This window comes from Microlunatus parietis, from assembly GCF_013407955.1.
Classification (GTDB): domain Bacteria; phylum Actinomycetota; class Actinomycetes; order Propionibacteriales; family Propionibacteriaceae; genus Microlunatus; species Microlunatus parietis.
Genome location: NZ_JACCBU010000001.1, coordinates 2,399,080 through 2,419,999, shown reverse-complemented (window position 1 = coordinate 2,419,999; position 20,920 = coordinate 2,399,080). Strand labels below are relative to the sequence as shown.

Sequence of the window (20,920 nt, the reverse complement as noted above, 5' to 3'; positions counted from 1 at the left end):
CGATCATGATCAAGGTCCCCGGACCCCGGACCGCCGCCGTCCTGCTCGCGGCCGTCGGCCTGACCCTGCTCGGCGTACCCGCGACGGCCGAGCCGCCCGCCGCCGCGCCGACCCGGAGCACGGTCCAGGTCTCGACGACGCCCGAGCGGCTCGACGTCGTCGGGCTGCCCTGCCTGCCCGGCCAGCTCACCCTGACCATGATCAACACCGGTTCGGAGAGCCGCTACGCCGACCTGTTCCTGGACCCGACCGGCCCGCTGCAGTTGTCCCGCGACATCTTCTCGTCCTGGCTGCCGGCCACCGACCCGGACCAGCCGGTGTCCGCGCCGGTCGAGGTCCGGGTGCCGCGGGACACCGAGCCCGGCGACCACAAGATCACGTTGCGCCTGGACCGCAGCCGGCTCGACGTACCGGTGCGGGTGAATCCCTTGCCGGGCAAGGATCCCGGCAGCAACCTCGCCCTCGGCGAGCAGGCGGCCGCGTCGTCGACGCACGGCAACTTCGAACTCTGCGGCGCCGTCGACGGCGACGCCGACTCCGAACACTGGGACACCCTGACCGGCTGGAACGACGGCACCCGGGCCGCCTTCCCGGACACCTATGACGTCGCGCTGGCCGAGCCGACCATGATCAACAAGGTCGTGCTGAGCACGCTGGACTCGGCCCGCTACCCGGCGAGATCGGTCGGCCTCAAGGACTGGGACGTCCAGGTGCGCAGCGGCGCCGGCGGCTGGACGACGGTCGCCGAGGTCCGCGGCAACCAGGCCGGTCGGGTCACCAGCACCTTCGACCCGGTCCGGGCCGACCAAGTCCGCATCCTGTGCCTGGCCGGAAACGACAACACGTACTCCCGGATCGTCGAGCTCGAGGTGTACGGGAGCTGACCCGGATCGGCCGGGCGCAGCCGGTCAGTGGCAGTGCTTCCGGGCGGCCTGGCCGAGGCTCGGATCGGCCGGAGCGGCGCCCGGCCGGCTCCACTGCGGCACCGGTCGCCCGTCGCGCTGCCACCAGCTGGCCGTCGGGTGCTGCGGCCAGCCAGCTGGTGAGTCCTCCCACTCCTCCTGACGGCCGTAGACCGTCAAATCCAGCAGGTGGGCCTGCACCATGGCGGTCTCCACGCCGCGGCCGGTGACCTCGTACGTCAGATAGACGTCGTCGCCGACGCGCAGGTAGCAGGAGTAGTTGCCCCGTTCGGCGTCGAGGCTGCTGGCGACCGCTTCGTCCTCGACGCCGGTCGCCGAGTACCAGTCGTACGGGTAGCCCATGAACTCCTTGAACGGCGCGATCTCGTCCCACGGCGCATCGGCGAACACGGCGAAGGACACGCCCCGGTGGTGCAGGTAGCTCGTGTCGTGGACGTCGAACAGCGAGGCCGTACAGCCCTCGCACTGCCCTTCGATGCCGGCGCCCGGCCACCACATGTGCTTATAGACGATCAGCTGGTCGCGGCCCTGGAAGATGTCCAGGAACGGCACCGGGCCGTGCTCGCCGAGGAGCTTGGCCTGGGCGTCGACCTTGATCATCGGCAGTCGTCGCCGGGCGGCTGCGATGGCGTCGCCTTCGCGGGTGTGGGCCTTCTCCCGGCCCAGCAGGGCGTTGCGCTGCTGCACCCACGCGTCGCGGTCGACGACTTCCGGTACTGCTGGCATTGCGGTTCTCCTCGTACTCGTCGGAACGGTCACACAGGGTTGGACGAGCGACCACGGGGACTGTCATCGGTCGTCGGTACGCTGATTTCGGATCACCACCGGAAGGCCGACAAGGATGACGGACGACTCTCTCGAGGAGCACCGGCCGCGGCTGCGCGCGCACTGCTACCGGCTCACCGGCAACGTCGCCGATGCCGACGATCTGGTCCAGGAGACGTTCCTGCGTGCCTTGCGGTCGCGGGACCGCTTCGAGGGCCGCGCCGCCCTGGCCACCTGGCTCTATCGGATCGCCACCAACCTCTACCTGGACCAGCGCAAATCCGCGGTACGTCGAACGGTGCCGTCCGGGGACGCGCTGGAGTGGAGCACCGACCTGGGCCCGTTTCCGCAGCAGCCGGGCGGTGATCCCGCTTCGGGCGTGCTGGCCAACGAGACGGTCGAGCTCGCGCTGATCGCGGCGCTGATGCACCTGCCGCCCCGGCAACGGGCCGTGTTCGTGCTGAGCGAGGTGTCGGGCTGGACCCCAGCGGAGATCGGCGAGAGCCTCGGCCTGTCCCGGACCGCCGTGAACAGCCTGCTGCAACGCGGCCGCCGGACCCTTCGCGACCGGGCGCCCGAGGACCGGTACCGCTGGGCCCGGCCGGAACTCACCGCCACCGACGAGGACGTGCTGCGCCGGTATGCGGCGGCGATCGAGCCCGCGGACTTCCGCGCGCTGCTCGCCGACGACGTCCGCATCACGATGCCGCCCGCCCCGGCGATCATCGGCATCGACGCCGCCGCCGAATTCCTGGGCCGCGGGCTGGATTGGCGCACCTTCCCCGCCGTCGCCAACGGGCGCCCGGCCCAGCTCTGCTATCTCTGCGACCCCGGCTCCGAGTTGTACCAGGCGACGGTCGTCGACGTGCTCCGCGTCGAGAACGGCCGGATCATCGAGAGCAACGCCTTCGTCGGCGCCCACCACGTGCAGGCCTTCGGCTTCCCGGCCACCCTCCGACCGGACCACGGAATCGGCAGCCCACCGGACCAGGACCGCGCTCACGTATCCGGCTAATTTCGAGCCATGCATGTATTCCTCGCCGGTGCGACCGGCGCCGTCGGCCGCCGGATCGTTCCGCTGTTGATCAAGGAGGGGCACCGGGTTACCGGCACCACCCGGCGCTCCGAAAAGGCCGAGTTCCTGCAGTCCCTGGGCGCCGAGCCGGTCGTCGTCGACGCGTACGACCGGGACCGGGTGCGTGAGGTCGTCGCGGCGGCCCGGCCCGACTTGATCATGAACCAGCTGACCGACCTCGTCGTGTACGACGTCGCGGCCAACGCGAAGCTGCGCCGGGAGGGCACCCGGCACCTGGTCGACGCCGCGCTGGCCGCCGGCGTCCGCCGCTTCGTGCATCAGAGCCTCGGCTGGATCTACGCGCCCGGCCCCGGCCTGGCCGACGAGGATGAGCCGCTCGACCTCGACGGCGACGCGGCCCGGCGGTCCCTGGTCGGCAGCGTGCTCGAGGCCGAGCAGGCGGCGGCGGAGGTGCCCGAGACGGTGTTGCTGCGGTACGGGCTCTTCTACGGGCCGGACACCTGGTATGCCCCGGACGGGCTGAAGGTCGACGAGGCACGGGCCGGCCGGCTCGTCGCGAACCGCGACGTGACGAGCTTCCTGCACGTCGACGACGCCGCGGCGGCCGCGGTGCAGGCGCTGGACTGGCCGAGCGGCCCGGTCAACGTGACCGACGACGAACCGGCGGCCGGCACCGACTGGATGCCCGTCTTCTGCCGGGCCGTCGGCGCAGCGGACCCGGCGATCTCGACGGAGGAACGGCCCGTCTGGGTCCGCGGGGTGGCGAACCGGAAGGCCCGCGGGCTGGGCTGGGCGCCGGTCTACCGCTCCTGGCGGGACGGCTTCACGGCGTTCTGAGCAGCGGGCCGAGCCGCTCCAGCGCCCGCCGCCAGGCGTGGTCCGGCGGCGTCGCGTACCCGATCAGCACACCGGCCGCCGTGCTGCCGGGCGCGTGCCAGTGCACGGGGGCGTTGAGCCCGTACACCTGCAGCCCGGCGGAGGCGGCCCGGTCGACCAGCGTGTGTTCGCTGGCCGGGTCCGGCAGCGGCACCAGTGCGTGCAGGCCGGCGTCCAGCCCGAGCGGTGGGGTGTCCAGGGCGGCGGCCAGTTCGCCGCGGCGGCGCTGATAGCTGCGCCGCGCTCGCCGTACCTGGCGGTCGTAGTCGCCCCGTTCGATCAGGTCGGCCAGGGCCAGTTGATCGATCGCCGGCACCGTCGCGCCGAGTTCGTCGGCGGTCTCCCGGGCGGCCTCGATCAGGGCCGGCGGCAGCACCAGCCAGCCGATCCGCAGCGCCGGGGCCAGCGCCTTGCTCGCCGTACCGGCGTAGATCACCCGCTCCGGAGCGGCCGCCTGAAGCGCCGCCACCGGAGTCCGGTCATAGCGGAACTCGCCGTCGTAGTCGTCCTCGATCAGGTACGCCCTCGCGGACCGGGCCCAGTCCAGGAAGGCCGCGCGGCGATCCGCGGCCAGCGCGACGCCGTACGGGTGCTGGTGGGCCGGCGTGAGCAGCGCGGCCCTGGTCCCGGCCGCAAGGTCGTCGGGATCGGCGCCGTCGTCGTCGACGGTCAGCGCGGCGAGCCGGAGCCCACCGGCCGCGAGCAACCGCCGGTGCCGCGCCAGACACGGACTCTCGGTCGCGATCTCCTCGATCCCGAGCCGGCGGAACGCGCGCGCCAGGATCGCCAGCCCGTGCGTGAAGCCCGCCGTGATCATGATCGACCCGGCGCCGGCCCGGACACCGCGGGTCCGGGCCAGATAGCCGGCCAGGGTGCGGCGGATCTCGGCCAGCCCCGCCGGATCGGGTACGTCGAGCGCCGTCGCCTGGATCGCGGCGAGCACCCGCCGGACCGCGGCCGCCCAGACCGTGCGCGGGAACGAGCCGAGATCGGGCCGGCCCGGCCGAAGATCGATCATGCTCGGCTCGCTGCCCGTACCGCCGGCCGGCGCCGTCGTCGCCGGGGCCTGCGCGACCCGAGTCCCGGATCCGGGGTGCCCGACCAGCCACCCCTCGGCGATCAACTGCTCGAACGCCTCCACCACTGTGCCCCGGGACACCCCGAGCTCCACCGCTAGGCTGCGCGTCCCCGGCAACAGCGTCCCCGGCGCCAACCGGCCGTCCCGGACCGCCCCACGCAGCGCGTCCCGCAATGAACGCCCGACCCCCGGACCACGCCGGACGTCGAGCAACAGATCAAGATCATTGAGTCCCATCGCCCGCCAAGTCTGCCGCCACCCCGGCCACCTGCCCACCCGCCGATCTGCGATTCGGCCCGCCCGCGAGGGCTGGTTTCGTGACTCGCGCCACCCGCGAGGGCCTGGTGGTGATTCGCGCCGCCTGCCTGGGTTGGTGGTGACTCGCGCCGCCCGCCCGGGCCTGTCCGTGACTCGCGCCGCCCGCCCCGAACCAATCCGCGACCGCTCCTCGTAGCCGCGGCTGGTACATCGGTCGCGGCTACGAGGAATGGTCGCGGTCGGGCATCGACGGTAGGCGGCGGCGCGTGGGCTGGCCGCCGCGGGTACGGGCGGGCGCGGCCGCCTGCCTGGGCTTGTTCGCGACTCGCGCCGCCCGCCCGGGCCTGTCCGTGACTCGCGCCGCTCGTCCCGAACCAATCCGCGACCGTTCCTCGTAGCCGCGACTGGTACATCGGTCGCGGCTGCGAGGAATGGTCGCGGTTGGGCATCGACGGTAGGCGGCGGCGCGTGGGCTGACCGCCGCGGGTACGGGCGGGCGCGGCGGTCCTGGCGGGGTCCACGCGAGTCCCGCGACTGCTCCGCGCATCCGCGACTGGTGCAGCCTCCGCGGAGGGTGTGGGCGGAGGCTCGGATCTGGCCCGGACCGCCCTGTTTCGGCGTCGGAGTTCCACGCTCAGGGCGAGTGTCACAGATCTGCAACGCAACGCCTCGTGTAATCGGTTTCTCGGCTTCTCGAGGGGCTTTGCATTGCAGATTTGCGACAGCATGATCGCTCGCGTGTGGATCGAGCGTCCAGGGCGATAGCCGCGCCCAGGAGCGCTCGCCGCGCCGCCTACCCGGACCGCCCGCGGCCGGCGTCGCCACCCGAACTGCCCGGGGCTCGCGCCGCCACCCGAACTGCCCGGGGCTCGCGCCGCCACCCGAACTGCCCGGGGCTCGCGCCGCCATATGACCATCGGCGCGCCCTGCGTCCATCTGCGACTCGCGCCACGCGACCGCTCCCCTCCACTGCGACCAATCCTCTCCATCCGCGACCGCTCTACCCATCCGCGACTCGTGCAGCGATCGCGGCTGCGCGGAACAGTCGCGGTCGGGGCGAACCTGCCGTACGGGCGCCAACCCGCGCCGCGGATACATCCGGGTGCGCACCGGCTGCGGTCAGAGGGAGGCGAAGAAAGCGTCGATGTCGGCGGCCAGGGCGGCCGGCTGCTCCATCGCGATGAAGTGACCGCTGCCGGGGTTGTCGGTGCCCCAGTGCCGGACGTCGTTGCTGAGCTCGGCCAGCCGACGGATCCCGGGCGGACCGCTGTAGACGCCGGTCGGCGCGGCCTGCTGGCCGCCGGGCCAGACGAAGCGTTCGCTGTTGAACATGAACCAGGACGACGAGGCCGCGGTCTGGGTGAACCAGTAGATCGACGCGTTGATCAACAGCAGGTCCCGGTCGATCGCCTGCTGCGGCTCGGGCACGACGAACGTGAACTCGTGGAACTTCTGCATCAGCCAGGCGAGCAGCCCGACCGGAGAGTCGTTCCAGCCGTACGCCATCGTCTGCGGGTAGTGCCGCAGTAGCAGATGATGATCAACTCCCTGCCCGGCCCATTGCTGGATCTGGTCGTAGACGGCCCGCTCTTCGGCGTTCAGGTCCGGCAGCAGGTCCTCGGTCGGCAGCCCGATCCCGCTGTCCAGGTGGACGCCGATCACGTGCTCCGGATCGGCCTTCGCGGTCTCCTGTGCGACGTAGACGCCGAGGTCGCCGCCCTGCACCCCGTACCGCTGACAGCCGAGTCGCCGCATCAGTTCCGCCCACAGCCGGCCGACGTCGCCGACGCCGAACCCGGCGGCCTGCGGCTGGCCGGAGAACCCGAAGCCGGGCACGTGCGGCACGACGACGTCGTACCCGAGCTTGATCAACTCGGGGATCAGGGTGACGAACTCGGCCACCGAGTTGGGCCAACCGTGGGTGATCAACAACGGCACCGCGTCCGGGGCGCCGGACCTCACGTGCAGGAAGTGCACGTCGACGTCGTCGATGGTCGTCACGAACTGCGGGAAGGCGTTCAGCCGCGCCTCCTGGGCGCGCCAGTCGAAGCCGGTCCGCCAGTAGTCGGCGAGCTCGCGCAGATAGTCGGTCGGCACGCCGCGGCTCCAGCCGTCGCCGGGCAGGCTGCGCGGCAGTCGGGCGTTCGCCAGCCGGGACTGCAGGTCGTCCAGGTCGGCTTGCGGGATCTCGATGCGGTAGGGCCTGAGCTGTGTGGTCATGTCGACGACCCTAGGCGTCGTGTAGGACGGATCCTGTCCTACACAGTTAGAATCCTGGACGCCATGGGTGATCCGTCGGAACGACTTCTCAACCTGCTGTCACTGCTGCAGACGCCGCGGGACTGGTCCGGCACCGAGCTGGCCCGCCGGCTCGCGGTGACCACCCGGACGGTGCGGCGCGACATCGACCGGCTCCGTGCGCTCGGGTATCCGGTGCAAGCGGCGATGGGTCCGGACGGCGGCTACCGGCTGGTCGCCGGGACCGCGATGCCGCCGCTGCTGCTGGACGACGACGAGGCGGTCGCGATCGCGATCGGGCTGCGGATCGCCGCCGGCCAGGCCGTGACCGGGATCGAGGAGACGGCGGTACGGGCGCTCGCGAAGCTCGAGCAGGTGCTGCCGAAGCGGCTCCGGCGCCGGGTCGGCACGCTCGGCGCGGCGACCGTGCCGTTCACCCTGCGCGACGACCCGTCGGTCGACCCGGACCTGCTCACCCGGCTGGCCGGCCTGATCGAGAACACCGAGCGGCTCCGGTTCGACTACGTCGCCGCCGACGGTTCGTCGACCGACCGGAACGTCGAGCCGCGCAGCCTGGTCGCGCAGACGGGCCAGTGGTATCTGCTCGGATATGACCTCGACCGCGGCGACTGGCGGACGTTCCGGGTGGACCGGATCGGCACCCTGCGGCCGACCGGGCATCGGTTCCGGCCACGGGACCTGCCGGCCGAGAGCGTCGAGGCGCTGGTCCGTCGCCAGGTGTATGCGCGGGCGCCGGTGTACCGGGCCGTGGTCACGCTGGCCGCGCCGGTCGACCGGGTGGCCCGTCGGTTCGGCGGCCGCGACGGGCTGACGCCCGAGGGTGACGGCTGCCGGTACGTCAGCCACGAGGACACGATCGAGTTCCTCGCCTTCCGGTTGTTCCGGCTCGACTGCGAGTTCGTCGTGCACGAGCCGCCGGAGTTGATCAACTACCTCCGCCGGCTCAGTGAGCGGTCGCTCCGGGCCGCCGGTCCGCCGAGTTGATCAAGCTCCGGTCCGCTGGACACCGGAGTTGATCAAGGTCCAGGTCAGGACAGGTCGATCAGGGCGAGTTCGCGGTTGATCGCGGTCCAGCCGCCGTTGCCGCGGGCGGCCGGGATGATCCGTGGCACCGTGTACCAGTTGGTGCCGATCCCGGTGTGCAGCACCTCGGCCTCGGTCAGCCCGGGCCCGATCCGGTACAGGTTGTCGCCGAAGTTCGCGCCCGCATACACCTGGCCGCCGCTGACGGTGATCACGCCGTAGCCGCTCAGCTTGCCCTGCGCGATCACGGTCCGCCGGGCGAGGTCGTACGCGATCCAGGTCCCGGAGACCCGCTTGTACGAGACGTACAGGATCCCGTCCAGCACCGCGACGCTCTGGATGCTCGGCATGCCCGGCAGCGGGGCGATCCGATCGATCACCGTCCGGGTCCGCAGATCGAAGACGGCCACCTCGCTGGTCGGCTCGGTCGGCGGGGTGCCGCCGCCGCCCCAGGTGTCGCCGGCGATGTAGGCCCGGTCGCCGTCCAGCGCGATCGAGGTCAGGCCCTGGTTCTTCAGGATGTCCAGCCGCACCTCGAACTCGCCGGACACCGGGTCGAGCAGGGTCAGCCCGCCCTGCAACGATCCGGTCGGCGGCGCACTGGTGATCAAGATCGTTTCCGACCTCGGATGGCGGACCACCGACCACGGTCGTTGCTGCCCGTTGAGGATCCGGCCGTAGCTCTTGATCTTGCCGGTGTCCGGTCGGAGCAAGATCAACTCGGTGCTCGGGTAGAGCGCCGCGACGATCCCGTTCCGCCAGGTGATCATGTCCTTCGGCTCGCCGGCGACGTGATGCCGGCTGCTGGTCCGGCGGGCCGGGTCGTGCACGGTGATCGAGAAGTGCCCGCCGGCGGCGACGGTGCCGTCCGGCCCGAGGCTCAACGACTGCAGGAGTTCCGGGCCGGCCGCGTCCTCGTTCTCGACCAGGTCGCTGGTGGTCACCTCGCCGGAAGCCGGGTCGAAGACGAAGAGCAGACCGCTGCCGCAGGCGCCGATGATCTTGCCGTCCGGAAGCTCGGCGACGCCGCGGTTCTCGTCACCGGCCGGGCCCTGGCCGATCACGGCCATCGTGTTGCCCTCCCGGCGCAGGATGCTCCCGGTCCGCCGGCCCAGGCCGATCACCGCGCCGTCGGCGTCGAAGGCGAGGGCGTCGATCAGGTACTCGTCGGCGGCGGGCAGGTCGACGAAGCCGGACCCGTCCCGGTTGATCTCGATCACGCCGTTGCCGACGCCCGCGTAGACCTTGCCGTCCCGGACCGCCAGCGAGCCGAACCCGCGGCTCAGCGTGGTGTCGGCCGGCATGATGTCGACCTTCTCGCCGCTGACCCGGTCGATCCGGATCAGGTGCGAGGGGATCGTGCCGACGTAGACGTACCGCTCGTCGGCGGCCAGCACCCGGGCGTACTGCGAGCCGGCGACCGCCCGGCCGAGATTGGTCAGGGCGCGGGTGGCCGGGTCGAACGACCAGACCTCGCCGCGCGGGTAGGTGCCGAGGTAGACCACCCCGTCGGGCGCCGGCGCGGTCTGCCAGGGGATGGTCCCGACCGGGCCGATCTGGCCGATCGTGGTGGCGGACCCGGTCGCCGGGTCGTACTCGACCAGGTCGCCGAACGAGTACGTACCGATGTAGACCTTGCCGCCCGACAACCCGGCCGCCCAGGCGCCGTCACCGCGCTCCAGCGGAACCACCTTGGTCACGGAGCCGGAGGCGATGTCGTACGTGATCACCTTCGGCGGGGTCTGGCCGCGGCTGACACACCAGGCCGTGCTGCCGTCGGTCGCGAAACCGACGATGGCCGCGCTGAGCGCCGCGGTCCCGTACAACTTCGGTGGCTGGGCCGCCAGGGCCGGGGCAACGGTGCTCCCGGCCAGCGTCGTGCCCGCCAGGGCTGCCAATCCACCGGTCTTGATCAGCTGACGTCGATCCATTCAGTCACGCTAGAGCGATCTGCCATGTTTGAGCAATACCCAAATTGTCTTTTCGGCCATCCGCTATGCAGGAGCAGGGCCGCTGCGGTACGGGACTACGCTGACCCGCGTGACCGATCAGGTGATGACCGAACTCCACCGGCTGCGGGACAGTATCGACAACATGGACGCGGCGCTGGTCCATCTGCTGGCCGAGCGGTTCAAGATCACGCAGCGGGTGGGGGAATTGAAGGCCCAGTACGGACTCCCGCCCGCCGATCCGGCCCGCGAGGCCCAGCAGATCAGCCGGCTCCGCGAGCTCGCCGAAGAGGCCAAGCTCGACCCCGAGTTCGCCGAGAAGTTCCTCAACTTCATCGTCGCCGAGGTGGTCCGGCACCACCAGGCGATCGCGGAGCACCACGCGACGTCCTGAGCCAGACTGGCGGACGTCCGGCTGGACCTCGCCAGAGCAGATCAGGCGGGCTGGTCGTGGAGGTGGGTCAGCTGCCGGCTGAGGGTGATCAGGTCGTCGACGAGGGTTTCGGGTGCAGTGAGGGCTTGGTCGAGGTCGGCGATGATCGCGGTTCCGAGCTCGCGGGGGTAGACCGTGAAGGACGGCGGGAGGTCGGTGGGGACGGTGACGCCGAGGGGGACGTAAGTTGCGACGCCGCAACCGGCGGGGATGACCTTGATGGGGGTTTCCCAGAAGGCGTCGCCGAGTCCTTGGTTGTGGACGGCGACTTCCTGGGCATGGCCGTGGTGGCCTGTGCGGCAGACGAGATCGGCGAGCCATTCGGGGGCGTGCTCGTTGAGCGGTTTGGCGACGCCACGGCTCGGCTTGAACTCGAACGGCCCGCCGAAACCGTAGCGGTGATTGGTTCGGGCGGACCAAACGCAGCTGACGAGCCGGTCGCACTCGCCGGTGGCATCGAGCAGGTGACCTCCGATGCCTCCGGTCGCCCCGATTTCCTCGATGGGTTGTCCATGATCGTTGAGGCTGCGGAGCGCGATCAGGTGCTCGGTGATCGTGTCGATGGATTCCCAGTCTTCGTACGTCGTGTCTTCGCTGCTCCAGCGGAGCTGGCCGCCGTAGACCGGTGCAACGGCATCGGAGATCGCGTTCAGGATGTCGCGCATCACCAGAGCGGCGGCCTGCCAGGAGTCCAGGACCGAGCGAGTGGCCACCTGCAGGATCCACGGCTCGAGGTGCTTGTTCACGGGCGGTCCTCCGCTCGGTTCTCGGGGTCTTGTTCGGGCATCGGCAGGTGGCGCACGGTGAACGTACCATCCGTCACGTACCGTCGGAGGTGCTGGTTCCCCCGCGCTGATCGCTGGAACGCATTCGCGGATTCGGGTTCGGCGAACCACCACTCCACGGGGTGGCCGTCGGCGGCCTTGATCTGCCGCAACGCCGTTTCGATCATGCCTGGCACCCCGCCCTTCTTGGATTCGCCGAACCAGTCGTGCCAGTTGCCGTCGCTGCTGATGAACTGCCGGTAGCGGCCCTTCGCGTCGACGACGACTTCGGTCGATTGGTCACCGTGATCGCGGAAGGTTCGGGTGTCCATGTGGGCCGCCGTGCCGTCATGTTCGATGCGGTATTCCTTGCCGGCGGGCGCACCGGTGATCTCGCGGGCGTGATCTTCGTAGCGTTGGTTGTACGGGTCGTTGAAGGTGCGGCGGGGTGGGTCGACCCAGCGGCCGATGGGTTGATCAACTTCTGCAGCGACGTCGTGATCTTGGTCGGCGTAGTGATCATGAAGCTCGGTGTCGATCAACCACAGGGTGCGGCCGTCGCCGGCTTGGTGCCAGGTCTTGCCCTCGGGGGTGCTGGTCCAGCCGAACACGTCATTGGCCCGGCGATCGGGGTCGGCGTATTCGGGGCGGTCGTAGCCGTTGGCGAGCGCGACGGTCTTGCTGGCGTAGCGGGCGAGGTCGGGTCTGCCGTCGGCGGTGTAGTCGACCCCGTGTGGGTAACGCTCCCGGAGGGACTCGGGGACGGGCTGGTGGGTGCCGGCCAGTTCCGGGCGGGACTGGCCGGTCGGCTGCGGCGGGTCGGAGAGTTGCCGACCGGGCTCGCAGCGGCGGTAGATCAACTCGTCCCGGAGCCGAAGGTCGCCCGGTGGGAACGGTGGATCGTTCTTCCGCCATTCCGAGCCGAGCCGGTTCCCGATCCGGGCCGGGTTGAGCGGCGTGTTGTCGGGCCCTTCGACGGGGACCGTGCGGAACCGGTCGAGCGCGACGGTTTGCCGATCCTCCAGTTCCGCGTGCCGGTCCGGGGCGAGGTGCGGTCTCGGCGGGGCGAGGGCGGCTCGGATCGGCGGGCGCAGCTCCTGCCGGATCCGCTCCAGCTCGGTCGCGTAGAGATCGTCGAGTTGCGCCTCGCCCCGGTACGCCTCGTACTGCTCGCGGGTGGCGCCGTTCTTCGCGACCGCGTCCCACCGGACCCGATCCCACGCCTCGGCCCTGGTCAACGACCGAGTTGCCGGTGCGTCCCGGTCGTCGGCCGGCCGCTGATCATCCCGTTCGGGCAGGTGGTCGGGCCGGGACTCGCCGTGAGCGGGCAGGTCAGAATCATCCCGGTGATCCTCCGCACGGCCGATCTCCCGCATGCCGGAACCCTAACGGCCGGGCCGGGCGTCCGTCGGGTCTGCCTCACCACCTGTCGGTGGTTCGCCGTAGAGTCCGGACAACAATCTATGCACCATGAGGAGGACTCCGCGTGCGACTGGAAGACATCACCACCGACCAGCGCCTGTGCGGGGTTGTCCCGGGAGAGCAGGTGCTGGTCGTCGGCGTGCGCAGGAACGGTCGGGATGCTGTCACGCTCACCTTCGAGCGCACGGACGGATCGCTCGACCGCCGGCTGCTCTATCGCGCCGACGAGGCGGTCCTCTCCGTTGCCGAGGCGACGCGCCGGCCGTTCGACGCCGATGCGCAGGACTTCCGGTTGGTGGCCGAGGCGCAGCGCATTCGCCTGGCTGGCGCCTTCGACCCGATGCTGGCGGTGGCCACCAGCGATGTGCAGCCACTGCCGCACCAGATCAGGGCCGTCTACGGCGAGATGCTGCCGCGAACTCCCTTGCGCTACCTGTTGGCCGACGACCCTGGCGCGGGCAAGACGATCATGGCCGGCCTCTACATCAAGGAGTTGCTGCTGCGCGACGTCGTTCGTCGGGTGCTGATTGTCGCACCCGGTGGCCTGGTCGAGCAGTGGCAGGACGAGCTCTGGTTCAAGTTCGGCCTCGAATTCGACCTGCTCACCTCCACGGCAGCTGAGGCCGCGTTGGGCCGCTCCGTCTTTGACGGCAAGGACCGGCTGATCGCACGGATGGACCAGTTGGCTCGCAACGACGACCTGAACGCCCAGCTGGCGGACTCCGAGTGGGACTTGGTTGTCGTGGACGAGGCCCATCGGATGAGTGCCCACTACTTCGGCGGCAAACTTGAGCGCAGCAAGCGATTCCAGCTGGGTGAGCTGCTGGGCGAGCGGACCCGTCACCTGCTGCTGATGACGGCGACGCCGCACGCCGGCAAGCAGGAAGACTTCGAGTTGTTCCTCACGTTGTTGGATCGGGACAAGTTCGAGGGCAAGGCACGTCGCGGAGTCACGCCGGGCGACACCTCAGACGTGATGCGCCGGATGGTGAAGGAGGACCTGCTCACGTTCGAGGGCAAGCCGCTCTTTCCCGAACGGATCGCCCAGACCGTGCCCTACGAGTTGAGTCCGGAGGAGCAGGACCTCTACGAGCAGGTGACGGCATATGTCCGCAACGAGATGGGGCGGGCCCAGAACCTTGACGGTAAGCGGCGCAACACCGTTGGGTTCGCACTTACCGTGCTGCAACGCCGTCTTGCCTCGAGCCCCGAAGCGATCTTCCAAAGCCTTCGTCGTCGCTCCGATCGTCTGCAACGTCGTCGTCAGGACCTGATCAACGGAGTCGGCGTGGCCGATCCGTTCTACGACGAGCGGCTCGAATCCGATCCCGACGAATTCGCAGCCGACGAGATCGAGACAGTCGAAGAGGAACTGGTCGACGCGGCCACTGCGGCTCGCACGGTCGACGAGCTGGACGCAGAGCTCGCGGTGCTGGACCACCTCGTCGCAGCTGCACGCAAGGTCCGGCACCTTGACACGGACCGGAAATGGATCGAGCTCCGCGACATCCTCGAGCACGACGTGATCGGTCAGGACGACTCAGGGCGACCGCGTAAGTTGATCATCTTCACCGAACACCGCGACACCCTCGACTATCTCGAGCGCAAGATCACCGGGTTGCTCGGACGCAGCGGGGCGGTGCGCGCCATCCATGGTGGCGTGCGTCGAGTCACCCGCCGGGAGATCACCGAGGAGTTCACCCATAATCCCGACTGCCACATCCTCCTGGCCACCGATGCCGCGGGAGAGGGCCTCAATCTCCAGGTCGCCCATCTGATGGTCAATTACGACCTGCCCTGGAATCCCAACCGGATCGAGCAGCGCTTCGGCCGCATCCACCGGATCGGGCAGACCGAGGTCTGCCGGCTGTGGAACCTCGTCGCCCAAGGCACGCGCGAGGGAGCCGTGTTCACCCGACTGTTGGAGAAGGTCGAGGAGCAGCGGCAGGCGTACGGCGGTCGCGTCTTCGACGTGTTGGGCGCGGCCTTCGACGAGCATCCCCTGCGTGACCTGCTGTTGGAAGCCATCCAGTACGGCGAGCGGCCGGAAGTGCGGGCCCGGATGGATCGCGTCATCGACGCATCGGTCGCCGAGGGCGTGCGAGACCTGCTGGAGGAGCGAGCCCTGGCGAAGGAGACCATGGCCGAGGCCGACCTGCAGGCGCTGCGCCGGACCATGGACGAGGTCCGCGCGCGGCGGCTTCAGCCTCATTTCATCGCCGAATGTTTCCTCGCCTCCCTCAAGGCGCTCGGTGGTCGTGCCGCACGACGCGAGGCCGGCCGGTACGAGATCAGCAACGTCCCAGCGGTGGTACGCGAGCGGGCCAAGGCAGATCGCCGGCCGGTGGCGACGCGCTACGACCGGGTGACGTTCGACCTCGACCGCGTCGACGGTACCGAGCTGACCCGGGCCGAGTTGATCGCGCCCGGGCACGTCCTTCACGACGCTGTCCTGACTGAGGTGCTGGCCACACGGGGCGAGGTCCTCGAACGCGGAGTCACGCTGGTGTCTTCCAAGGTCTCCGAGCCGGAGTTGCTGGTCGCGCTCCAGGAGGAGATCGTCGACGGCACCGGCACCACCATCGGCAAACGCTTCGGCTACGCCTACGTGAACGCTGACGGACGGGCGCGTCCGGCAGGACCCGCCCCCTACCTCGACTGCGTGGCTGCGCCGGTGTCGTTCGACGTGACCTCGGTCGCCGGGGCGCTCGACGGGGCCGAGGGAGCGGCACTGGACTGGCTGGTGACCGAGCAGCTGCCGGCCTATCTCGCCGAGGTGGCCCAGCGGCGCGTTGCGGAGGTCAAGCGGTCCCGCGCGCAGGTGACCCAACGGCTGAATCTCGAAATCAACCGGCTCAGCGGTGAGGCGATGGAGGCGGCCGAGCGGCAGCGGCTCGGCAAGCGCGTACGGGAGACACCCGAAAGTCTGGAGCGCAAGGCGGCCGAGCTCGACGCGCGGCTGACGGCCCGCACTGCGCTGCTCGACAAGCAGGCCCTGCTGTCGTCGGTGCCGCCGCGCGTTGTGGCGGCCGCCGTCGTACTGCCGCCGAGCGCGGTCGAGCTCCCCGCCGACGCCCCGATGCACGCCGTGGCCACCGAGGAGGTGGAGCGTCGAGGAGTTGACGCGGTGCTCGCGGCTGAGCGGATCCTGGGCCGCGCGCCGGAGGAGATGGCGCGCAACAATCCGGGCTACGACATCCGGTCGTTCCCGGGTCCGGAGCAGCCCGACGGGCCGACGATCTTCGTGGAGGTCAAGGCACGCATCGCTGGGGCGAAGGGCTTCTACGTCACCCACACCGAGATTCGCCACGGTCAGAACGCCGCACCGCACTACCGGCTGGCGCTGGTACGGGTCGATCCGCGCGGCCCGGAGCACGACGAAGTCCGCTACCTCACCGATCCGTTCCGGGAATTGCGACTCGGCGCCTTCGACGCCGACGGCGTGCTTGGGAACTGGGCCCGGACCTGGGCGAAGGGATCGGCGCCCTTCTGACGCGCCGGGTCGGTCCGTGGAACGAGTCGGACCGTTCCGGCACATCGGCTGCAAGAACGACATAGGTTTAGGCACGGGGCACAGTGGCATGGGCACGGGGGCGGACGCCTGCGGCGTGCTCACCCAGGTCGGGTCGAAGGGTCCCCCACAGGTAGGCCACGAAGGAGAAGCACTTGCCCGCTATGGAGGGTCACCCCCGCAAGCTGATTGAGGTGGCGTTGCCGCTGGAGGTGATCAACCGCGAGTCGGCACGCGAGAAGTCGATCCGCCATGGGCACCCGTCGACGCTGCACCTCTGGTGGGCCCGGCGTCCGCTGGCCGCCGCGCGGGCCGTTCTCTTCGCCCAGCTCGTCGACGACCCGAGTGCCCGCCCGGAGGAGTTCCCCACCGAGGAGTTGCAGCGCAAGGAACGCGAGCGGCTGCATGGTCTCATCGAGCGCCTGGTCGTGTGGGAGAACGTCCGCGACGAAAAGCTGCTGGAGGAGGCCCGGCAGGAGATCCTCAAGTCCACCAACGGCAACCCGCCGCCGATCCTCGACCCCTTCGCCGGCGGCGGCACCATCCCGCTCGAGGCCCAGCGGCTCGGCCTGGAGGCCCACGCCTCCGACCTCAACCCGGTGGCGGTGCTCATCAACAAGGCGCTCATCGAGATCCCGCCGAAGTTCCGCAACCAGCCACCGGTATTCCCCGGACTCGCCGAATCGGAGTTCCGGGACTGGAAGGTCGCCGCAGGTCTCGCCGCCGACGTCCGCGCCTACGGGCAATGGATGCGCGACCAGGCCGAGCAGCGGATCGGTCACCTCTACCCAAAGGCGACCCTGCCCGACGGCACGCAGGCCACCGTCATCGCCTGGATCTGGGCCCGCACCGTCACCTGCCCCAACCCGGCCTGCGGCATCGAGATGCCGCTGGTCCGGTCCTGGTGGCTCGGCAAGAAGAAGGGCAAGGAGGCGTACATCGTCCCGACTGTCGTCGGCGACCCGACCCATCCGTCGCGGCTGCGGGTCAAGTTCGAGATCGGGCACGACGCAGTCGGTCCGCAGATCGTCGGGACGATGTCGGGTCGACAGGGCGGCGTCTGCGTCGCATGTGACTCGGTCGTGTCGAAGGATCACATCAAGTCGGAGGGCATGGCGGGCCGGATAGGCGCTGCACTGATGGCTGTCGTCGCGGAGGGCAGCCGGCAGCGAACCTACTTGCCGCCAACCCAGGAGCACGAACACGCTGCCGCCGTCACACGCCCGCATGACGTCCCCGACCAGGAGCTCGGACACGACCCGCGGAATCTCTGGACGCCGCACTACGGGCTGACGAAGTTCTCTGACCTCTTCACCAACCGCCAGCTCGTCGCCCTCACCACCTTCAGCGACCTCGTCACCGAAACCCGCGAGCGGGTCCTCGCCGACGGCGGCACCCCCGAGTACGCCGACGCTGTCGCGACCTACCTGGGCATCGTCGTGAGTCGGCTGACTGACTACCAGTCATCGATCACCACCTGGGCGAGCAATCCGCAGATGGAGATTCTGCGCAACATGTTCGCTCGGCAGGCGATCCCGATGACCTGGGACTTTGGCGAAGGCAATCCGTTTGCAGATAGCTCGGGAAGCCTGACGAAGATGGCTGGCGCTGTGGCAAACGCGGTCGAGCGGCTACCGGCGTCAGCCGGGGCGGTCGCCCGCCAGGAAGATGCTCAAGAGGCGGTCAGTCGGCCTGTCGTCCTCAGCACCGACCCGCCCTACTACGACAACATCGGCTACTCAGACCTTTCCGACTTCTTTTACGTCTGGCTTCGCCGCAGCCTTCGGCCGGTGTACCCGGACCTGCTGGCAACGATGCTGGTGCCGAAGGCCGAGGAGCTGGTCGCAAATCCGTATCGCCACGGCGGCCGTGATGGGGCTCGTGAGTTCTTCGAGGAAGGGTTTCGAACTGTCTTCGCGCGTGCGCGAGTTGCTGCAACCAGTGAATTCCCGATCGCGGTCTACTACGCCTTCAAGCAGAGCGAGGCAGATTCCTCCGGCGAAGCATCTACAGGCTGGGAGACACTTCTGGAAGGAATGGTTCGCACAGGGTGGGCGATAACGTCGACTTGGCCAATGCGCACCGAAGGCTCCGGCCGGATGATCAGCATTGGCTCCAACGCCCTTGCCTCTTCCATCGTCCTTTCCCTCCGCCCCCGCCCGGAGGACGCACCGACGACCGACCGTCGCGGCCTAATCGGCGCGCTGGAGTCCGAGTTGCCGGACGCGCTGCGCAAGCTCCAGCAGGGCTTGATCGCGCCGGTTGACCTGCCGCAGGCGGCGATCGGGCCCGGGATGGCGGTGTTCAGCCGCTACTCGGCGGTGATCGAGAACGACGGCACGAAGATGACCGTCCGCTCGGCGCTGGCGCGGATCAACGAGCTTCTTGATCAGGTCCTGTCGGAGCAGGAGGGCGATTTCGACGCGACGACCCGGTTCGCGATCGCGTGGTACCGCCAGAACGGCTACGGCACCGGCGTCTTCGGTGATGCCGACAACCTCGCCCGGGCTCGCAACACGAGCGTCGCCGCGATGGATCGCGACGGCATTCTCACCAGCCGCGCGAGCAAGGTCGCGCTGATCAGGCCCACCGATCTGCGCTGGGACTACGACATCGTCGCCGACGACCACACCAGCATCTGGGAGGCACTGCATCACCTGATCAAGATCCTTGAGCACGACGGCATCGGTCCGGCCGGCGATTTCCTCGCCGCGGCGCTTAGCCGCCCGGACGGCGCGGTCGAGTCCGACCTAGTCAAGGAACTCGCCCACCTACTCTTCCGGATCGCCGAGAAGCACGGCTGGACCAAGGACGCGCTCGCGTTCAACAACGTTGTCACCAGCTGGCCCGACGTCCAGCACTCGATGCAGGCTGCCGCCGACGCCCGACCAGCGCAGTCCCAGGAAGCCTTCGACTTCGAGGAAGGAGACGAGCGATGACACAGGAGCTGAAGGCCCACGAAGAGCCGTTGCAGAAGGTCTTCTCCAGCGACTACGACTTCCGGATCCCGCCCTACCAGCGTCCCTACCGGTGGCAGACGGACCAGGCGATCCAGCTACTGGACGATCTCGAGCACACGCTCGAACGCAGCGACAATGAGCCCTACTTCCTCGGCTCGCTGGTCCTCGTTGAGGCCGGGAAGGACATCTACGACGTCATCGACGGACAACAACGCCTCACCACGCTGACCATCCTGTTCGGTGCACTTCGCGACCTCAGCACTGATGACGTCTACGGGCGGGCCCTCGGAGCCTACGTCACCGAGCCAGGCAATCCGGTGACGCGCACGCCCTCCAAGCCGCGGCTATTGCTGAGGGAGCAGGAGGCTGAATTCTTCCAGTCCTACGTGCAGAATCCGGGAAAGATCGCGGTCCTTGTTGGTCTTTCGGACAATGCAGCGGACACGGAATCCAAGCGGGCGATTCGCGACAACGCCAAAGTCCTGCACGAGCGCCTGTCGGCGTGGGGTGAGGATCGGCGCCAGGAACTCGCGACCCTGATGACGACCAACACCTACCTGGTCGTCGTTGCCACCGCGAACCTCGACAGCGCCTACCGGATCTTCAGTGTGATGAACGCACGCGGTCTTGATCTGGCGCCGACGGACATTTTCAAGTCGGAGGTGATGAGCAAGTTCCCGGCCGACTCCGACTATGCCAAGCGCTGGGAGGACGCCGAGGCAGTGCTCGGCAGTGAGGGTTTCACTGACCTCTTCCGCGATGTCCGCACCATTGTGAGTGGGAAGCTTCCACGCCAGGAGCTCCTCAAGGAGTTCCCCGATCAGGTGCTCAACGGTTACCTCACGGCGGGGGCTGCCGCGAACTTCGTGGACGACCTGATCCTGCCTTATAGCAGGGCTTTCGAGCGCACTGTCGTGCAAGACTTCGGGCACGGCGCCGAGTGGGAAGCAGTCAACCATCGGCTCCAGCGACTCGCGATGATCGACAACAAGGATTGGCGGCCCGCTGCGTTGTGGGCACTCAAGGAGCACAGCGACGACGCGGAGTTCCTTGCCACCTTCCTCGACAGGCTCGAGCGGCTGGCAGCGAGCTTTCTCATGCGGGGCGTCTACACGACGCCACGCATTACCCGGTATCTCGACCTGGTCAATGAGCTCAAGGCTGGCAAGGAGCTGTCGGCTCCGGCGCTCGAGCTCACCGATGAGGAGCGTCGGGAAACGCGGAACGCCATCAACGGGCAGATTTACCGCATGCAAACTCGGCGAGCGCGCTATGTCATGCTTCGGCTTGACGAACTGCTGGCCAAGGATCCCGGGGCCACGTACAAGCACAGCATCATCAGCATCGAGCATGTTCTGCCGCAGACCCCAGCCGAAGGGTCGCAATGGCTAGCGGATTTCACCGAGGAGCAGCGGGACGATTGGACCCACCGGCTGGGAAATCTCCTATTACTCAATCGCAGGAAGAACAGCCAGGCGCGCAATTACGACTTCGCTGCCAAGAAGTCGCGCTACTTCGGTGGAGTAAAGGGTTCCTCCGTGTTCGCGCTCACCACCCAGGTACTCGAATACGAAACCTGGACGCCCGACGTCATCGAGGCCAGGCAGAAGCAGCTCGTAGATCTCCTTGTTCACGAATGGCAGGTGGATTGACATGGCACTCA

14 protein-coding genes are annotated in these 20,920 nt (G+C 69.0%); 8 read left to right on the top strand and 6 right to left on the bottom strand.

Annotated features, from left to right (window positions below; translation table 11 throughout):
- Positions 1 to 5: 5 nt before the first annotated feature.
- Positions 6 to 884 (top strand): galactose-binding domain-containing protein, encoded by an 879-nt coding sequence (locus BKA15_RS11470; protein WP_179750857.1) that lies wholly within the window; start codon positions 6 to 8, stop codon positions 882 to 884.
- A gap of 24 nt (positions 885 to 908) precedes the next feature.
- Here BKA15_RS11470 and BKA15_RS11465 read toward each other — a convergent pair whose 3' ends face one another.
- The gene (locus tag BKA15_RS11465) at positions 909 to 1,649 is read right to left on the bottom strand and encodes a DUF899 family protein (protein WP_179750855.1); all 741 of its coding nucleotides are present in this window, start codon (positions 1,647 to 1,649) and stop codon (positions 909 to 911) included.
- A gap of 115 nt (positions 1,650 to 1,764) precedes the next feature.
- On the opposite strand from BKA15_RS11465, the gene BKA15_RS11460 reads away from it, so the two are divergent.
- Both BKA15_RS11460 and BKA15_RS11455 read left to right on the top strand, forming a co-directional pair.
- Positions 1,765 to 2,703, top strand: coding sequence for an RNA polymerase subunit sigma-70 (locus BKA15_RS11460; RefSeq protein WP_179750853.1), 939 nt, complete (start codon positions 1,765 to 1,767; stop codon positions 2,701 to 2,703).
- A 9-nt stretch (positions 2,704 to 2,712) separates the two neighbouring features.
- Entirely contained in the window at positions 2,713 to 3,561 is an 849-nt protein-coding gene (locus tag BKA15_RS11455; RefSeq protein ID WP_179750851.1) for an NAD-dependent epimerase/dehydratase family protein, read from the top strand.
- On the opposite strand, the gene pdxR is transcribed toward BKA15_RS11455, so the two are convergent.
- Both pdxR and BKA15_RS11445 read right to left on the bottom strand, forming a co-directional pair.
- Positions 3,548 to 4,915 carry a MocR-like pyridoxine biosynthesis transcription factor PdxR gene (pdxR, locus tag BKA15_RS11450; protein ID WP_179750849.1) on the bottom strand — a complete coding sequence of 456 codons (1,368 nt, stop codon included), beginning with the start codon at positions 4,913 to 4,915 and terminating at the stop codon, positions 3,548 to 3,550. The two genes, BKA15_RS11455 and pdxR, sit on opposite strands and share 14 nt — an antisense overlap.
- 1,140 nt (positions 4,916 to 6,055) lie before the next feature.
- A complete protein-coding gene (locus BKA15_RS11445) occupies positions 6,056 to 7,156 on the bottom strand; it encodes an epoxide hydrolase family protein (protein ID WP_179750847.1) in 1,101 nt (366 codons plus the stop codon).
- Between the two features lie 63 nt (positions 7,157 to 7,219).
- Here BKA15_RS11445 and BKA15_RS11440 point away from each other — a divergent pair, with 63 nt between their 5' ends.
- Positions 7,220 to 8,179, top strand: coding sequence for a helix-turn-helix transcriptional regulator (locus BKA15_RS11440; protein WP_179750845.1), 960 nt, complete (start codon positions 7,220 to 7,222; stop codon positions 8,177 to 8,179).
- 44 nt (positions 8,180 to 8,223) lie between these two features.
- Here the strand turns inward: BKA15_RS11440 and BKA15_RS11435 are convergent, their stop codons facing one another.
- Entirely contained in the window at positions 8,224 to 10,149 is a 1,926-nt protein-coding gene (locus BKA15_RS11435; protein WP_179750843.1) for a ligand-binding sensor domain-containing protein, read from the bottom strand.
- Positions 10,150 to 10,258: 109 nt separating this feature from the next.
- Here BKA15_RS11435 and BKA15_RS11430 point away from each other — a divergent pair, with 109 nt between their 5' ends.
- Positions 10,259 to 10,561, top strand: a complete 303-nt coding sequence (locus tag BKA15_RS11430; protein ID WP_376766799.1) for a chorismate mutase — start codon at positions 10,259 to 10,261, stop codon at positions 10,559 to 10,561.
- 41 nt (positions 10,562 to 10,602) lie between these two features.
- On the opposite strand, the gene BKA15_RS11425 is transcribed toward BKA15_RS11430, so the two are convergent.
- Together BKA15_RS11425 and BKA15_RS11420 are read right to left on the bottom strand one after the other, a co-directional pair.
- Positions 10,603 to 11,346, bottom strand: coding sequence for a hypothetical protein (locus BKA15_RS11425; RefSeq protein ID WP_179750841.1), 744 nt, complete (start codon positions 11,344 to 11,346; stop codon positions 10,603 to 10,605).
- Positions 11,343 to 12,740, bottom strand: coding sequence for a Tox-REase-5 domain-containing protein (locus BKA15_RS11420; protein WP_179750839.1), 1,398 nt, complete (start codon positions 12,738 to 12,740; stop codon positions 11,343 to 11,345). Before BKA15_RS11420 ends, BKA15_RS11425 begins: the two co-directional genes overlap by 4 nt.
- 110 nt (positions 12,741 to 12,850) lie before the next feature.
- On the opposite strand from BKA15_RS11420, the gene BKA15_RS11415 reads away from it, so the two are divergent.
- The 3 genes from BKA15_RS11415 (at position 12,851) to BKA15_RS11405 (ending at position 20,909) form a co-directional block, all read left to right on the top strand.
- Entirely contained in the window at positions 12,851 to 16,279 is a 3,429-nt protein-coding gene (locus BKA15_RS11415; RefSeq protein WP_179750837.1) for a helicase-related protein, read from the top strand.
- A 212-nt stretch (positions 16,280 to 16,491) separates the two neighbouring features.
- On the top strand, positions 16,492 to 19,236 hold the full coding sequence (locus BKA15_RS11410) for a DUF1156 domain-containing protein (protein ID WP_312878954.1): 2,745 nt from the start codon (positions 16,492 to 16,494) through the stop codon (positions 19,234 to 19,236).
- A complete protein-coding gene (locus tag BKA15_RS11405; RefSeq protein WP_179750835.1) occupies positions 19,233 to 20,909 on the top strand; it encodes a DUF262 domain-containing protein in 1,677 nt (558 codons plus the stop codon). Before BKA15_RS11410 ends, BKA15_RS11405 begins: the two co-directional genes overlap by 4 nt.
- The last annotated feature ends 11 nt before the right edge of the window (positions 20,910 to 20,920 follow it).

What these genes read in the sequence shown, in the direction of transcription:
- BKA15_RS11455 (WP_179750851.1), top strand. Translation starts at nt 2,713, where the DNA reads ATGCATGTATTCCTCGCCGGTGCGACCGGCGCCGTCGGCCGCCGGATC.
- BKA15_RS11435 (WP_179750843.1), bottom strand. Translation starts at nt 10,149, where the DNA reads ATGGATCGACGTCAGCTGATCAAGACCGGTGGATTGGCAGCCCTGGCG.
- BKA15_RS11405 (WP_179750835.1), top strand. Translation starts at nt 19,233, where the DNA reads ATGACACAGGAGCTGAAGGCCCACGAAGAGCCGTTGCAGAAGGTCTTC.
- BKA15_RS11470 (WP_179750857.1), top strand. Translation starts at nt 6, where the DNA reads ATGATCAAGGTCCCCGGACCCCGGACCGCCGCCGTCCTGCTCGCGGCC.
- BKA15_RS11440 (WP_179750845.1), top strand. Translation starts at nt 7,220, where the DNA reads ATGGGTGATCCGTCGGAACGACTTCTCAACCTGCTGTCACTGCTGCAG.
- BKA15_RS11460 (WP_179750853.1), top strand. Translation starts at nt 1,765, where the DNA reads ATGACGGACGACTCTCTCGAGGAGCACCGGCCGCGGCTGCGCGCGCAC.
- pdxR (WP_179750849.1), bottom strand. Translation starts at nt 4,915, where the DNA reads ATGGGACTCAATGATCTTGATCTGTTGCTCGACGTCCGGCGTGGTCCG.
- BKA15_RS11420 (WP_179750839.1), bottom strand. Translation starts at nt 12,740, where the DNA reads ATGCGGGAGATCGGCCGTGCGGAGGATCACCGGGATGATTCTGACCTG.
- BKA15_RS11465 (WP_179750855.1), bottom strand. Translation starts at nt 1,649, where the DNA reads ATGCCAGCAGTACCGGAAGTCGTCGACCGCGACGCGTGGGTGCAGCAG.
- BKA15_RS11445 (WP_179750847.1), bottom strand. Translation starts at nt 7,156, where the DNA reads ATGACCACACAGCTCAGGCCCTACCGCATCGAGATCCCGCAAGCCGAC.